Raw genomic sequence first — 12,816 nt, 5'->3', positions numbered from 1 at the left:
GTGGGGGCGCCGAAGTACGTCCTGTTGTCGTACGACCGGCAGGCCGACTTCGGGGGCGAGGAGGGCTACGAGGAGACGTGGGCGTGGTGCGAGGACGCCGAAGGCCTCTTCGCCGACCCGTCTCCTCCCCTCCGGGAGGTCTACGACCTTCTCGGCTGCGCTCCCGAGGGCCAGTTGAGCGAAGCCCTCACCCGCAGGCGTGCCGGGGGACCGGTGCCCCTCGGGTCGCTCACCCTGGAGATCCTCGACAGGACCGGCCGCCCGGCACGACCTACCACCTCGACGGCCGCCACATCACCGACCTGCCCGGCTTCTTCTGCGCGCTGGGCGAGGCGGTGAACGGCCCCGGCGGCTACTTCGGCTGGGGCCTGGACGCTCTGAACGACTGCCTGAGGGGCCACTGGGGCGCCACCCCGCCTCTCCGCCTGCTCTGGCACGATTCCGACGTCGCCCGCAGAGGTCTCGCCCTCACCCCGCAGACCGCCCGTCGCGCGCCGGATTTCGAAGAACTCCTCGCCTTTCTCACCGAGGGCCATCGCGTGGAGGTCCAGCTCGCCTGAGCCGAGGTCGGTCCGGGGTTTTCCACAACCCGAAGGTTGTCCACAGGCCTGCCCGGCTGTCGGTGCGGCCCTGCATCATGAATGCATGACCGAGAGCGAGCAGTTGCTGGCACGGGTGGCGGACAAGGCCCGCAACACCCGACCGTGGGGTTGGAGTTCCCTCCCCGAACCGGTGGAAGTGGACACCCTGGCCCGCGCCGAGGCCGCACTGGGCTTCCACCTGCCCCCGCTGCTCGCCGACCTCTACCTGCGGGTGGGAGACGGCGGATTCGGCCCGGAGTACGGCCTGTTGCCCCTGCTCGACAGCGCTCCGGCCGGTGAGCCCGCAGCCGTCGTGCAGTACCTGGCCAATCGCAAGAGCGGCCGCAAGGACCCCGACTGGCCCTGGCCCGAGGGCGTCCTGCCGATATCCCACTGGGGCTGTGCGATGTACGCGTGCGTGGACTGCCACAGCCCGCAGGCCCCGGTCCTCCTCTTCGAACCGAACGCCGGCGACCGCGACCACTCCTGGTTCGTGGACGCCCCCACCCTCACGGACTGGCTGCAGGACTGGGTCGAGGGCAAGGGCTGGTACGAGGAGATGAACGAGGAACTGGAGATGCCGCCTTGGGCGGAGTTCCCGATTCGCACGGCACCACCGACTCCCGCGACCTGACGCCCCGCCACCGGGGCACCCGCCCGCTGACCTACCGCCCCGCCCACCACTGCCGTACCCCGTACGCCACCACCCCGACCGCCAGCACCCCCGCGCCCACGACCACGGAGACCCCGGGCAGCGCGAACGCCAGCACCACGCACCCGAGCAGCCCGACCACCGGCACCACCCTGGCCGCCGGAGCCGAACCGAGCGTCCAGGCCGAGGCGTTGGCCACCGCGTAGTACACGAGCACACCGAAGGAGGAGAAACCGATCGCGCCCCGTACGTCCACCGTGGCGGCGAGGACCGCGACCACCGCACCCACGGCCAGCTCGGCCCGGTGCGGCACCTGGAAACGGGGATGCACGGCGGCCAGCGCGCCCGGCAGATGCCGGTCCCGGGCCATGGCCAGCGTCGTCCGCGAGACGCCCAGAATCAGGGCGAGCAAAGAGCCGAGCGCGGCCACGGCGGCACCCGCCCGCACCACCGGCACGAACCCCGGCACCCCGGCCGCCCGCACCGCCTCGGCCAGCGGCGCGTCCGCACGGCCCAGAGCGGCAGCGCCCAGCACGGAAAGGACAGCCACCGCCACACCCGCGTACACCACCAGCGTGATGCCCAGGGCCAGGGGGATCGCGCGGGGAATGGTGCGCGCGGGATCCCGTACCTCCTCGCCGAGGGTCGCGATACGCGCGTATCCCGCGAACGCGAAGAACAGCAGACCGGCCGCCTGCAGCACCCCGCCCACACCGCCGGAGACCCCGGCGTCCAGCCGCCCGGCCTCCGAGGCCCCGGAGCCCAGACACACGACCACCACGGAAGCGAGGACAGCGAGGACCACCGCCACGATCACCCGGGTCAGCCAGGCGGACTTCTGGATGCCGCCGTAGTTCACCGCGGTCAGAGCCACCACGGCCGCGACGGCCACGGCATGCGCCTGCCCCGGCCAGACGTAAGCACCAACCGTCAGCGCCATCGCCGCACAGGAGGCCGTCTTTCCGACCACGAACGACCAGCCCGCGAGATAACCCCAGAACGGCCCGAGCCGCTCCCGCCCGTACACATAGGTGCCGCCTGAGGCCGGATAGCGGGCGGCCAGCCGTGCCGAGGACGTGGCGTTGCAGTAGGCGACCACGGCGGCGAGTGCGAGTCCGAGCAGCAGTCCCGATCCGGCGGCCCGCGCTGCCGGCCCGAGGGCGGCGAAGATCCCCGCGCCGATCATCGAGCCGAGCCCGATGACGACGGCGTCCCCTACTCCCAGCGTGCGCCGCAGCTCGGCACCGGAATGCGTCATGGGCCGCACCCTACTGATCCCTTGCAACCGCGGAACGCGGCCCTGACGTCCTCTTCGGCAACACGACGCGAACACCCGCTCGACGAATACCGTCGACGAACACCGCACGCAGGCCGGGCGGGTAGGACGTACGACCCATGCACACGAGCGCTCGCCCGGTCCGCCGGGACGAAGATCACAGTCCGCGGACAGTGCGGACACAGCGCGGAAGGGCAGGTTCAGGGCATGAGCATCATCGGCTGGATCATCCTGGGGCTGTTGGCCGGAGCCATCGCCAAGTTCCTCCTGCCGGGCCGTGACCCGGGCGGCCTGATCGGGACGACCCTGATCGGCGTCGCGGGCGCGTTCATCGGCGGCTGGATATCGGCCCGCTGGCTGGACCACCCGGTCAGCAAGAGCTTCTACGACGGTCCCACCTGGGCTGCCGCGATCGGCGGCTCCCTCGTGCTCCTGATCGCCTACCGTCTCCTGTTCGGCAACTCGCGCGACTGACCCCGAACCGCAGCCAGCAGGCGAGAAGGGTGGGCACCGGCCAGGTGCCCACCCTTCCTCGTGGATCGGTGCCGATCGGCGAATCAGCGGCTCACCGGTAGTTCACGAACTGGATCGCGAAGTCGAAGTCCTTGCCCTTCAGCAGGGCGATGACGGACTGCAGGTCGTCACGGCTCTTCGAGCTGACCCGCAGCTCGTCGCCCTGGACCTGGGCCTTCACACCCTTCGGGCCCTCGTCACGGATGATCTTCGCGACCTTCTTGGCGTTGTCCTGGGAGATGCCCTCCTCGATCGACGCGAAGATCTTGTACTCCTTGCCGGAGAGCTGCGGCTCGCCCGCGTCGAGCGCCTTCAGCGAGATCCCGCGCTTGATCAGCTTGGACTGGAAGACGTCGAGGACGGCGTTCACCCGGTCCTCGGAGTTCGCCTCCATCAGGATCTTGTCGCCGGACCACGAGATCGAGGCACCCACGCCCTTGAAGTCGTAGCGCTGGGAGATCTCCTTGGCGGCCTGGTTGAGGGCGTTGTCGACCTCCTGCCGCTCGACCTTCGAGACGATGTCGAAACTGGAGTCGGCCATGTCCTGTGGCTCCTTGTATCGGGGTGCGTGTCGACGTGCGTACGGATGCGTATCGGCGTACGTGGGGGCGGGCGCCGAGCCCGGTGTGAACCCGGGCCGCATCCGCCCAAGCCTAGTCACCCCATGGCCTCCGGGCGCAGATCAATCGGGTGGCGAAGCACCCCTCGGCATCGGGTATTGTTTACGTCGTTGCCACGGAGCACCGCCGAAAGACGGTTCGAAGGGCAGCAAACCCCGGCGGTGTGCCCGAGCGGCCAAAGGGAGCAGACTGTAAATCTGCCGGCTCAGCCTTCCCAGGTTCGAATCCTGGCGCCGCCACGCTGAGAAAGAGGCCCCCTCCGAACTGCGGAAACGCAGGGCGGAGGGGGTCTCTTCATGTATGGACGGTCCGACAGCGGGCCGTCTGGTGAAGCGCGGTGACGGTGCAGGGCGGTGCGGCGGCGTCAGGACACGCGTTCGCGATCCTCCCGCAGTGCCCCGCGCATGTACTGGAAGCGGTCCGAGGCCTGTCGCCGCATCCAGACGACCCAGCAGCAGAAGCCGATCATGGCGACCGCGATGACGAGCGGGAAGGCCAGTGATCCGGCGGCGACCCCGAGGGCGAGCGGGGCAGCCGCGATCAGGCACATGAATCCCAGCCAGTACGGGAGCCACCGGCTGCTGCGTTCGAGCCGGCTCAGTTGGTCGTCGACCAGCCGTCGCATGGATTCCCGTTCCCCGGGCTCGCTCGGCACCTCACGATGCCGGATCCTGCGGTTGAGCTCGGCGAGGCCGCGTGGGTCGGTGCCTGCCGCGCGGCTCGCCCGGCGACGCTGCACGGCCACGCACGTGACGCCGATGGCGCCGTAGAGGAATCCCTGGATCACCCAGAGGACCGGATGGTCGTCCCGGCGGAACAGGGCGCTGATACCCACACCTAAAAGGAACAACATGGCCGCCTGTGCGGCCAGACTGCGGTCGAGCCAGCGCTTGAAGGAGCGCACGGCACGTACCTCCTCGGAATCGACAAACACCGCTGTCGTTTCCGAATACCCCTTCGAACGCCGCCTATGGACAACCGGCCACAACAGCCAGTCAACCCGTCTGTACGGCCCGCTCCTTATCCATCCGCCGGCGAATGAAGTGGCGCAGGTCCCCCGTTCCCACCCACCCCCGATCGACCCAACCGCCCAGTCCAGACGCACATATCCCGCCCGCCCGGGGCACACTGACTGCATGTCCAGTCGTCGCAGGCTCTGCCCCGAGTGCCGTCGCGAGATCGCCGTCGTCGCCGGCCGCTTCGCCCGGCACGACCCGCCCGGCGCGCGCGAGAGAGGTCAGCTCGTCTCGTGCCCGGGCTCCCGCAGACAGGCGGAACTCGGAGCCGCACAGCCGTCGTTGGACGGGTACGCAGTCCCCGTCGTACCCGGACAGCTGCCCTTGTTCTGACGTGCCGTCCTACCGGGCTTCCTGACGCACCGTCCGTCGTCCCCGCCCAACCTCAGGCCCTCCGGCCGCACGGCAGCCCTCCATCCGCACGAGGGGACCCGCCGTCGTGAACTTCCATGCCTAGTAAGCCCCGTAGTGCCGCCTCCGTACGAAGGCGTCCCGTTCGTCCGTCGCGACGACGCGGGCGTCCTCAGTTGCCCGCCACCGACTTCACCGCCACCGACACCGGCGTGGAACCGCTCACCAGCTCCAGCGTCAGCCCGGCCGTGGCGGGTGTGTCCAGCAACTCCGCCAGTACGGCGGCCACGTCGTCGCGCGGGATCTGGCCGCGGCCGGTGTGCGCCTCCAGTCGGACGAGGCCCTTGCCGGCGTCGTCCGTGAGCCCGCCGGGGCGCAGAATCGTCCAGTCCAGGTCGTCCAGGCCACTCACATAGGCGTCGGCCTCGCCCTTGGCGCGCAGGTAGACGTCGAAGATCTCGTCGCCCTCGTGCCGCGGGTCCGCGCCCATGGACGACACGACCACAAAGCGCCGTACGCCCGCCCGGACCGCCGCGTCCGCGAACAGCACCGCGGCGGCCTTGTCCACGCTGTCCTTGCGGGAGGCGCCGCTGCCGGGGCCCGCGCCCGCCGCGAAGACCGCCGCGTCCGCGCCCCGCAGAGCCGCCACGACCTCCTCGACCGAGGCCGACTCCAGGTCCAGGACGACCGATTCGGCACCGACGTCCCGCAGGTCGTCGCCCTGTTCAGGGCGGCGGATGATCCCCGCGACCTCGTCCCCGCGCGCGGCGAGCAGCCGCTCCAGCCGCAGCGCGATCTGACCATGACCACCAGCGATGACAATGCGCATGCCTTCGACCGTACGCCGGAACACTCGCGAACGCCGCGTCAGGGGAGTGCGGGGTGGGGCTGGGGGGCGCACGGGTGTGGTGACCACGGCACCAGCCACCCTCATTTCCCGGTCCCACCCTCATTTCCCGGCCCCACCGCCATCACGCCCCGCCCCGTCCCTACGACGCCCCGCCCCCGTCACGAGGACACCCCGCGCCCGCCTGTGGGACACCTCCGCTACGGCCCGTCCCCCCGCCCCTGCCGAGGCAGCCCCAACTCCGCGGCCGCCGCCGAGTTGCAGTACTCCCGTACCGCGCTCGTCCGTGCCACCACGCGCCCCCTGTGCACCACGATCCGGCTGTACGCCAGGGAGAGCGCGCCGGCCAGGCGGTCGCCCCGTACCGCGAGCAACTCGGCCGGGAACCCCGCCTCCACGCGGACTTCGGGCAACCCGAGTACGGCTCGTGCCGAGGTGCTCACCGCGTCGTAGGCGTCCTCCGGCCGCAGGCCGTACCGGGAGGCGAGCAGGTACGCGGCCTCCAGCGGATCCCCGCGCCCCACGGGGTTGCAGGCGTCCCGCAGCGCGCCGCTGCCTGCGGCCACCCGGACCCCGGCCGCGCGCAGCAGCCGTACCGGAGCCGTGCCCCGGCCGTCCACGCCCGCGCAGCCGCCCTGCGGCAGGCACACCACGGCGACCCCGGCCGCCGCGAGCTGGTCGGCGGTGCGCGAGACCACCTCCGCGGGGAGCCGGTCGAGGCCCGCGCAGGGACCGAGGGTCACGCCGGGCCGCAGCCCCCCGGCCATGGCGCCGAGGCGGGCGAGCCGGGCCGGGTCGGTGGCGTCGGTGTGCAGGTCCACGGGGCAGCCGTGCTCCGAGGCGACCTCCAGGACCGCCTCCGCGTAGCCGGTCGGATCGGGGTCGAGATCAGGACAGCCGCCCACCACCGAGGCACCCATCTTCAACGCGTCCCGCAACATGGCGAGTCCCTCCGCACCCGCCACCCCCGTCAGCACCCGGGGCATCGCGACGGCCGTCACCTCGGTGAGCCCGCGCAGCGACCGCCGCGCCTGGAGTACGGCGGCCAGCGCGCCCAGCCCCTGGACGTCGCCCACGCGTACGTGTGCCCGGAGCGCGGTCGCCCCGTGTCCGAGCTGCAGCAGCGCGGCCTCCGTGGCCCGGCGCTGGACGTCCTCGGGGTCGGGGGAGACCGGGCCCTCGGCGTCGGCCGACAGCGCGGTGTCGCCGTGGGCGTGCGGCTCGGCCGGGGCCGGCAGGAGCAGATAGCCGCTGAGATCCACCCGCCCGCCGCACGCGCGCGTGCCGCCCCCGGCCAGGCTCCCGGCCGTACCGACCGCCTCGATGCGCCCGCCGGCCAGCCGTACGTCCACGGTCCTGCCGTCGGTGAGCCGCGCCCCGCACAGCAGGAGGCCGGGCCCCTCGGACCGGCCCGACGACGCGGCACCCGACGAGGACGAGGAGTGGGGCGGCTGCGGCTGGCTGTCGGGCATCGCGCTCCAGGGGCTCGGGGCTGCGCAAGCCCGGAGCCGCCGGAACCGCGCAAGAAGTCGCAAGATCACGCAGAGTGAGTCGAGCCTAGGGCGGCGGTGTGTCCGTGACGGGGAGGAGCGCAATAGTCGTACCGGTGTGGCCCGCCGTGCCGGAGGGGCTGTCGAGGCCCGCGGGAACCCCGTGGATCAAGGCGCTCAGGGCGGCGCGAAACGGATTTGGGCGAACGGCGGCGGAGCGTGTAATGTCTTCATCGCTCGCCCCAATAGCTCAGTCGGTAGAGCGTCTCCATGGTAAGGAGAAGGTCTACGGTTCGATTCCGTATTGGGGCTCTGGTGTGAGAGGTCCCCGCCGCGAGGCGGGGTCCGATCGCATCACAGCGGTGTAGCTCAGTCGGTAGAGCAAGCGGCTCATAATCGCTGTGTCACCGGTTCAAGTCCGGTCACCGCTACAGACAGTAGCCGATTGTGGGGTCGGTCCTTCGATCGGCTACTCTTCTATGCGTTGAACCCTGTCCCATCCGTTCGTCAAGGAGCACTCACGTGGCTGCCACCGACGTCCGCCCGAAGATCACGCTGGCCTGCGTGGAGTGCAAGGAGCGGAACTACATCACCAAGAAGAACCGGCGTAACAACCCGGACCGACTGGAGATGAAGAAGCACTGCCCGCGTTGCAACGCGCACACCGCGCACCGCGAAACGCGATAAATCAGGCTCGTACACGAGGCCGTCCCCGAGAGATCGGGGGCGGCCTCGCGTCGTTGAGTGACCTCATACCGGTCAGTAGAGCAACCAGGAGGTGCCGAGCCCATGGCGCTCGACCAGTCCTTCGTGGGGCGGACCTACCCGCCCACCGACCCCTACGAGGTGGGCCGGGAGAAGATCCGCGAGTTCGCCGTGGCGGTGGGGGACACCAACCCCGCGTACACGGACCCCGAGGCCGCCAAGGCGCTCGGTCACCCCGACGTGATCGCCCCGCCGACCTTCGTGTTCTCGATCACGTTCAGGGCCGCGGGACAGGTCGTGCAGGACCCGCAGCTCGGCCTGGACTACAGCCGCGTGGTGCACGGCGACCAGAAGTTCGCCTACGTCCGCCCCGTGCGCGCCGGTGACCGGCTGACCGTCATCTCCACCATCGAAGCGATCAAGTCCATGGCCGGCAACGACATCCTGGACATCCGCGGCGAGGTCCACGACGAGGCCGGCGAGCACGTCGTGACCGCCTGGACGAAGCTCGTCGCCCGCGCGGCAGAAGGGGCGTGAAGAAGCAGATGACGGCGAAGATCTCCTACTCCGACGTCGAGGTCGGCACCGAACTGCCCGCCCAGTCCTTCCCGGTGACCCGCGCCACCCTCGTCCAGTACGCGGGCGCCTCCGGGGACTTCAACCCCATTCACTGGAACGAGAAGTTCGCCAAGGAGGTCGGGCTGCCGGACGTCATCGCGCACGGCATGTTCACGATGGCCGAGGCGATCCGTGTGGTGACCGACTGGACCGGCGACCCGGGCGCGGTCGTCGAGTACGGCGTCCGCTTCACCAAGCCCGTCGTCGTCCCGAACGACGACCAGGGCGCCACGATCGAGGTCAGCGCCAAGGTCGCCGCCAAGCTGGACGACAACACGGTCCGCGTGGACCTCACGGCGACCAGCGCGGGACAGAAGGTGCTGGGGATGTCACGGGCGGTCGTACGGCTGGCCTGAGGGCTGGGGCCGGCTGTCGACGTAAGGGGCGCTCTCCATGGTGGGGCGCCCCTTACCGACGTCATGGAGCGTCTTCGCACGCCACCTCTTGCCATGTTAGTGATTGAGTACTAACTTATTCGCATGGCCAGGATGAGTGCAGACGAGAGGCGCGAGAGTGTCATCCGCGCGGCGACCGCCGAGTTCGCCCGCGGCGGCTACCACGGCACGTCGACCGAGGCGATCGCCAAGCGGGTCGGGGTCTCTCAGCCGTATCTCTTCCGGCTCTTCCCGGGCAAGAAGGCGATCTTCCTGGCGACGGCGGAGCGCTGCGTGGAGGACACCATCCGCACCTTCGAGGACGCCTCCAAGGGGCTGACGGGCGAAGAGGCCCTGCATGCCATGGCGGACGCGTACACCCGGGTCATCACGGAGCGGCCCGAGTGGCTGATGATGCAGATGCAGATGTACGTCGCCGTGGCGGCCGCCGAGCAGGAGGGCGACAGCGAGTTCGGAGAGACGGTGCGGGCCGGCTGGATGCGGCTGTGGGACACCGTCCATCTCCCGCTCGGCGCCGACGTCAACGAGACCACGACCTTCCTGGCGCACGGAATGCTCATCAACTGCCTGGTGGCGATGGGCTTCCCGCCCGGGCACCGGGTCTGGGCGGGCATGGACCCGTCGGGCGCGAGCAAGGGCCGGCCGGAGCACTGGGGTCTGTAGGAAACGAGGCGTCATCGGCGCCTTTTCATGATCGAGAAACTTAGTAATCAATAACTAATCGCCGATCACACCCGCTGGGGGAGCGATGTCACAGCAACCGCAAGCCGCACCGACCGCACGTCGCGGGGGAGCCGTCTGGGCCCTCGTCATCACCAGCGTCGCCGGATTCATGGCGGCCCTCGACAACCTCGTCGTCACCACCGCACTGCCCTCCATCCGCGACGACCTCGGCGGGGCGCTGCACGACCTCGAATGGACCGTCAGCGCCTACACGCTGACCTTCGCGGTCCTGCTGATGACCGGCGCGGCACTCGGCGACCGCTTCGGCCGCCGCCGCCTCTTCCTGACCGGCCTCACGATCTTCACCGGCGCGTCGGCGGCCGCGGCCCTGGCACCCGGCATCGACTCCCTCATCGCCGCCCGCGCGGTCCAGGGCGTGGGCGCGGCGATCATGATGCCCCTCACGCTCACCCTCCTCACGGCGGCCGTGCCCGTCGCGCGGCGGGGGATGGCGTACGGCATCTGGGGCGCCGTCAACGGACTCGCGGTCGCCTCCGGACCGCTGATCGGTGGCAGCCTCACCGAACACATCTCCTGGCAGTGGATCTTCTGGCTGAACGTCCCGCTCGGCGTCGCCCTCCTTCCCCTCGCCCGCCTGCGCCTGGCCGAGTCCCACGGCACCGGCGCGCGCCTCGACATCCCCGGCACCCTGCTCGCCAGCGGCGGTCTCTTCGGCATCGTGTACGGCCTGGTCCGCGGCCCGTCCGACGGCTGGACCGACTCCGTGGTGCTGCTGGCCCTGTTCACGGGGGCCGCGCTGCTCGCCGCCTTCATCCTGTACAGCACGCGGGCCAAGAACCCGATGCTCCCCATGCGGCTGTTCCGCTCCCGGGCCTTCTCCGGCATCAACGCGGCGAGCCTGCTGATGTTCCTCGGGATGTTCGGCTCGATCTTCCTGCTCAGCCAGTACATGCAGGGCGTCCTCGGCTACTCGCCCACCGAGGCGGGCCTGCGGATGCTGCCCTGGACCGGTATGCCGATGCTCGTCGCACCGATCGCCGGGATCCTCTCCGACCGCATCGGGGGCCGGCCGGTGGTGGCCACGGGCCTCTTCTTCCAGGCGGCGGGTCTCGCGTACATGGCGTCCGTGGTCACCGTCGACGCGTCCTACTCCGCGCAGCTGCCCGGTCTCATCCTCAGCGGCATCGGCATGGCACTGTTCTTCGCCCCCGCGTCCAACCTGGTCATGTCCAGCGTGCTGCCGAAGGAGCAGGGCATCGCGTCCGGAGCCAACAACGCGCTGCGCGAGGTGGGCGGGGCGCTGGGAATCGCCGTCATGGCGTCGATCTTCTCCTCGCAGGGCGGATACGACAGCGGCCAGTCCTTCGTGGACGGTCTGCGGCCGGCACTGGTCACGGGAGCGGCCGTGGTGGCGCTCGCCGGGGTTGCGGCTCTGCTGATTCCCTCACGGAAGCGGGTTGTGCTGCCGGAGGCGTCCGAAGAGGTGCGGGCGTTGGAGACGGTGGGCGGCTGAATCCGCCGGTGAACGGTCCTGCCCGAGCGGGCGGGACCGTTTCGCTGCGCTGGGCTTGGGCGGGGCGCGTCTAGGGGGTGCCGGGTCAGGTGGGTGGGCGGGTACAGGTGCGTCGTGGCTGGTCGCGCAGTTCCCCGCGCCCCTGGGGAGCTTCGGTCACCGGCGCCGCTACGGACCGTGCCGGGTTCGGTCGTGTTGCGGGTACAGGTGCGTCGTGGCTGGTCGCGCAGTTCCCCGCGCCCCTAGTGCCGCGACGAACCGTTGGCCGGGTACGGCGGCAAGGGGACGGGGTGGGGGGTGTCCGCCCGCAGCGGCCGGCGTCCGTTACAGAGCCCCTTTTTCGAGGGACCGAGCCCCGGACCGAGGACGGATACCCCCCACCCCGGCCCCGACCCACAAACCCACCCACCTCTCCAGGGGCGCGGGGAACTGCGCAAAACGCCCGCCCCCACCCGGCCGCACACGCCATCCCCCGTACGCTGTACCGCGTGCAGGAACGACACGACGCCCCCCTCGCCCCCCTGACCACCTTCCGCCTCGGCGGCCCCGCCACCCGCCTCGTCACCGCGACGACCGACGCCGAGGTGATCGAGGCCGTCCGCGAGGCCGACGCGACCGGCACCCCGCTCCTCGTCATCGGCGGCGGGTCCAACCTCGTCATCGGGGACAAGGGCTTCGACGGCACCGCGCTCGTCATCGCCACCAAGGGGTTCGAGCTCACCGGCACCCACCTGGAGCTCGCCGCCGGCGAAGTGTGGACCGACGCCGTCGCACGCGCCGTGGACGCGGGACTCGCCGGGATCGAGTGCCTCGCCGGCATCCCCGGCTCCGCGGGCGCGACCCCCATCCAGAACGTCGGCGCCTACGGCCAGGAGGTGTCCTCCACCATCACGGAGGTCATCGCCTACGACCGCCGCAGCGGCGAGACCGTCACCCTCACCAACGACGACTGCGCCTTCTCCTACCGCCACAGCCGCTTCAAGGAAGACCCCGCCCGCTACGTCGTCCTGCGCGTCCACTTCGCCCTGGAGGACGCCGACGGCCTCTCCGCGCCGATCAAGTACGCCGAAACCGCCCGCACCCTGGGCGTGGAACCCGGCGACCGCGTCCCCCTCACCGAGGCCCGCTCAACCGTCCTGAAGCTGCGTGCAGGCAAGGGCATGGTCCTGGACCCCGCCGACCACGACACCTGGTCGGCGGGCTCCTTCTTCACCAACCCCATCCTCACGGCCGCCCAGTTCGCGGAGTTCCACGCGCGCGTGAAGCACCACCTCGGCGAGGACGCCGAACCCCCCGCCTACCCCGCCGGCGACGGCCACACCAAGACCTCGGCGGCCTGGCTCATCGACAAGGCCGGCTTCACCAAGGGCTACGGCACCGGCCCCGCCCGCATCTCCACCAAGCACACCCTGGCCCTCACCAACCGGGGCGACGCCACCACGGAGGACCTCCTCGCCCTGGCCCGAGAGGTCATGACAGGAGTCAGGGACACCTTCGGCATCACCTTGGTCAACGAACCCGTGACGGTCGGCGTCGCCCTGTAGGACGTCGGGAA

At 70.7% G+C, this 12,816-nt stretch carries 16 protein-coding genes and 3 tRNA genes; 14 read left to right on the top strand and 5 right to left on the bottom strand.

Features of this window, described 5'->3' with window-relative positions; all coding sequences use genetic code 11:
- The 3 genes from AQI94_RS45545 (at position 1) to AQI94_RS11260 (ending at position 1,215) form a co-directional block, all read left to right on the top strand.
- Positions 1 to 339 (top strand): hypothetical protein, encoded by a 339-nt coding sequence (locus tag AQI94_RS45545; protein WP_031048854.1) that lies wholly within the window; start codon positions 1 to 3, stop codon positions 337 to 339.
- The gene (locus AQI94_RS46385) at positions 294 to 560 is read left to right on the top strand and encodes a barstar family protein (protein WP_455712801.1); all 267 of its coding nucleotides are present in this window, start codon (positions 294 to 296) and stop codon (positions 558 to 560) included. The genes AQI94_RS45545 and AQI94_RS46385 overlap by 46 nt, the downstream gene beginning before the upstream one ends.
- An 85-nt stretch (positions 561 to 645) precedes the next feature.
- Positions 646 to 1,215, top strand: a complete 570-nt coding sequence (locus tag AQI94_RS11260; RefSeq protein ID WP_031048858.1) for an SMI1/KNR4 family protein — start codon at positions 646 to 648, stop codon at positions 1,213 to 1,215.
- A 31-nt stretch (positions 1,216 to 1,246) separates the two neighbouring features.
- On the opposite strand, the gene AQI94_RS11255 is transcribed toward AQI94_RS11260, so the two are convergent.
- Entirely contained in the window at positions 1,247 to 2,491 is a 1,245-nt protein-coding gene (locus AQI94_RS11255; RefSeq protein ID WP_062229707.1) for an APC family permease, read from the bottom strand.
- A 225-nt stretch (positions 2,492 to 2,716) separates the two neighbouring features.
- Between AQI94_RS11255 and AQI94_RS11250 the strand changes: the two genes are divergently transcribed.
- Positions 2,717 to 2,983, top strand: a complete 267-nt coding sequence (locus AQI94_RS11250; protein WP_007384028.1) for a GlsB/YeaQ/YmgE family stress response membrane protein — start codon at positions 2,717 to 2,719, stop codon at positions 2,981 to 2,983.
- A gap of 91 nt (positions 2,984 to 3,074) precedes the next feature.
- On the opposite strand, the gene AQI94_RS11245 is transcribed toward AQI94_RS11250, so the two are convergent.
- Complete coding sequence (locus AQI94_RS11245) at positions 3,075 to 3,563, bottom strand: YajQ family cyclic di-GMP-binding protein (protein WP_007384029.1); 489 nt, start codon at positions 3,561 to 3,563, stop codon at positions 3,075 to 3,077.
- A gap of 236 nt (positions 3,564 to 3,799) precedes the next feature.
- Between AQI94_RS11245 and AQI94_RS11240 the strand changes: the two genes are divergently transcribed.
- Positions 3,800 to 3,881: transfer RNA gene (locus tag AQI94_RS11240), tRNA-Tyr, on the top strand.
- 125 nt (positions 3,882 to 4,006) lie between these two features.
- Here the strand turns inward: AQI94_RS11240 and AQI94_RS11235 are convergent.
- Positions 4,007 to 4,546 carry a hypothetical protein gene (locus AQI94_RS11235; RefSeq protein ID WP_031052887.1) on the bottom strand — a complete coding sequence of 180 codons (540 nt, stop codon included), beginning with the start codon at positions 4,544 to 4,546 and terminating at the stop codon, positions 4,007 to 4,009.
- Positions 4,547 to 4,778: 232 nt separating this feature from the next.
- On the opposite strand from AQI94_RS11235, the gene AQI94_RS42680 reads away from it, so the two are divergent.
- On the top strand, positions 4,779 to 4,991 hold the full coding sequence (locus tag AQI94_RS42680) for a hypothetical protein (protein WP_007384031.1): 213 nt from the start codon (positions 4,779 to 4,781) through the stop codon (positions 4,989 to 4,991).
- 190 nt (positions 4,992 to 5,181) lie between these two features.
- On the opposite strand, the gene AQI94_RS11230 is transcribed toward AQI94_RS42680, so the two are convergent.
- Positions 5,182 to 5,838 (bottom strand): NAD(P)H-binding protein, encoded by a 657-nt coding sequence (locus AQI94_RS11230; RefSeq protein ID WP_062229720.1) that lies wholly within the window; start codon positions 5,836 to 5,838, stop codon positions 5,182 to 5,184.
- Positions 5,839 to 6,056: 218 nt separating this feature from the next.
- Positions 6,057 to 7,328: an amidohydrolase family protein gene (locus AQI94_RS11225; protein ID WP_062229706.1), complete on the bottom strand. Its 1,272-nt coding sequence runs from the start codon at positions 7,326 to 7,328 to the stop codon at positions 6,057 to 6,059.
- Between the two features lie 257 nt (positions 7,329 to 7,585).
- Between AQI94_RS11225 and AQI94_RS11220 the strand changes: the two genes are divergently transcribed.
- The 8 genes from AQI94_RS11220 (at position 7,586) to AQI94_RS11185 (ending at position 12,805) form a co-directional block, all read left to right on the top strand.
- Positions 7,586 to 7,658, top strand: a tRNA-Thr gene (locus AQI94_RS11220).
- A gap of 46 nt (positions 7,659 to 7,704) precedes the next feature.
- Positions 7,705 to 7,777: transfer RNA gene (locus tag AQI94_RS11215), tRNA-Met, on the top strand.
- A 91-nt stretch (positions 7,778 to 7,868) separates the two neighbouring features.
- Complete coding sequence (gene rpmG / locus AQI94_RS11210) at positions 7,869 to 8,033, top strand: 50S ribosomal protein L33 (protein WP_003948671.1); 165 nt, start codon at positions 7,869 to 7,871, stop codon at positions 8,031 to 8,033.
- Between the two features lie 102 nt (positions 8,034 to 8,135).
- Positions 8,136 to 8,588: a MaoC family dehydratase N-terminal domain-containing protein gene (locus AQI94_RS11205; protein WP_031052375.1), complete on the top strand. Its 453-nt coding sequence runs from the start codon at positions 8,136 to 8,138 to the stop codon at positions 8,586 to 8,588.
- A gap of 8 nt (positions 8,589 to 8,596) precedes the next feature.
- Positions 8,597 to 9,025, top strand: a complete 429-nt coding sequence (locus tag AQI94_RS11200; RefSeq protein ID WP_031052373.1) for a MaoC family dehydratase — start codon at positions 8,597 to 8,599, stop codon at positions 9,023 to 9,025.
- Between the two features lie 123 nt (positions 9,026 to 9,148).
- Positions 9,149 to 9,727 (top strand): TetR/AcrR family transcriptional regulator, encoded by a 579-nt coding sequence (locus tag AQI94_RS11195; protein WP_031052370.1) that lies wholly within the window; start codon positions 9,149 to 9,151, stop codon positions 9,725 to 9,727.
- An 85-nt stretch (positions 9,728 to 9,812) separates the two neighbouring features.
- The gene (locus AQI94_RS11190; RefSeq protein WP_031052368.1) at positions 9,813 to 11,261 is read left to right on the top strand and encodes an MFS transporter; all 1,449 of its coding nucleotides are present in this window, start codon (positions 9,813 to 9,815) and stop codon (positions 11,259 to 11,261) included.
- 488 nt (positions 11,262 to 11,749) lie between these two features.
- Positions 11,750 to 12,805: a UDP-N-acetylmuramate dehydrogenase gene (locus AQI94_RS11185; protein WP_031040175.1), complete on the top strand. Its 1,056-nt coding sequence runs from the start codon at positions 11,750 to 11,752 to the stop codon at positions 12,803 to 12,805.
- Positions 12,806 to 12,816 lie beyond the last annotated feature (11 nt).

This window comes from Streptomyces pseudovenezuelae, from assembly GCF_001513955.1.
GTDB classification, from domain to species: domain Bacteria; phylum Actinomycetota; class Actinomycetes; order Streptomycetales; family Streptomycetaceae; genus Streptomyces; species Streptomyces pseudovenezuelae.
The sequence above is the reverse complement of the archived record's forward strand: the minus strand, read 5'-3'. Positions and strand labels throughout refer to the sequence as shown.

Bases quoted from the DNA above. Each gene is read 5' to 3' on its own strand.
- AQI94_RS11205 (WP_031052375.1), top strand. From the start codon at position 8,136: ATGGCGCTCGACCAGTCCTTCGTGGGGCGGACCTACCCGCCCACCGAC.
- AQI94_RS11230 (WP_062229720.1), bottom strand. From the start codon at position 5,838: ATGCGCATTGTCATCGCTGGTGGTCATGGTCAGATCGCGCTGCGGCTG.
- AQI94_RS11190 (WP_031052368.1), top strand. From the start codon at position 9,813: ATGTCACAGCAACCGCAAGCCGCACCGACCGCACGTCGCGGGGGAGCC.
- AQI94_RS11225 (WP_062229706.1), bottom strand. From the start codon at position 7,328: ATGCCCGACAGCCAGCCGCAGCCGCCCCACTCCTCGTCCTCGTCGGGT.
- AQI94_RS11200 (WP_031052373.1), top strand. From the start codon at position 8,597: ATGACGGCGAAGATCTCCTACTCCGACGTCGAGGTCGGCACCGAACTG.
- AQI94_RS11255 (WP_062229707.1), bottom strand. From the start codon at position 2,491: ATGACGCATTCCGGTGCCGAGCTGCGGCGCACGCTGGGAGTAGGGGAC.
- AQI94_RS11245 (WP_007384029.1), bottom strand. From the start codon at position 3,563: ATGGCCGACTCCAGTTTCGACATCGTCTCGAAGGTCGAGCGGCAGGAG.
- AQI94_RS11250 (WP_007384028.1), top strand. From the start codon at position 2,717: ATGAGCATCATCGGCTGGATCATCCTGGGGCTGTTGGCCGGAGCCATC.
- AQI94_RS11195 (WP_031052370.1), top strand. From the start codon at position 9,149: ATGGCCAGGATGAGTGCAGACGAGAGGCGCGAGAGTGTCATCCGCGCG.
- AQI94_RS11260 (WP_031048858.1), top strand. From the start codon at position 646: ATGACCGAGAGCGAGCAGTTGCTGGCACGGGTGGCGGACAAGGCCCGC.
- AQI94_RS42680 (WP_007384031.1), top strand. From the start codon at position 4,779: ATGTCCAGTCGTCGCAGGCTCTGCCCCGAGTGCCGTCGCGAGATCGCC.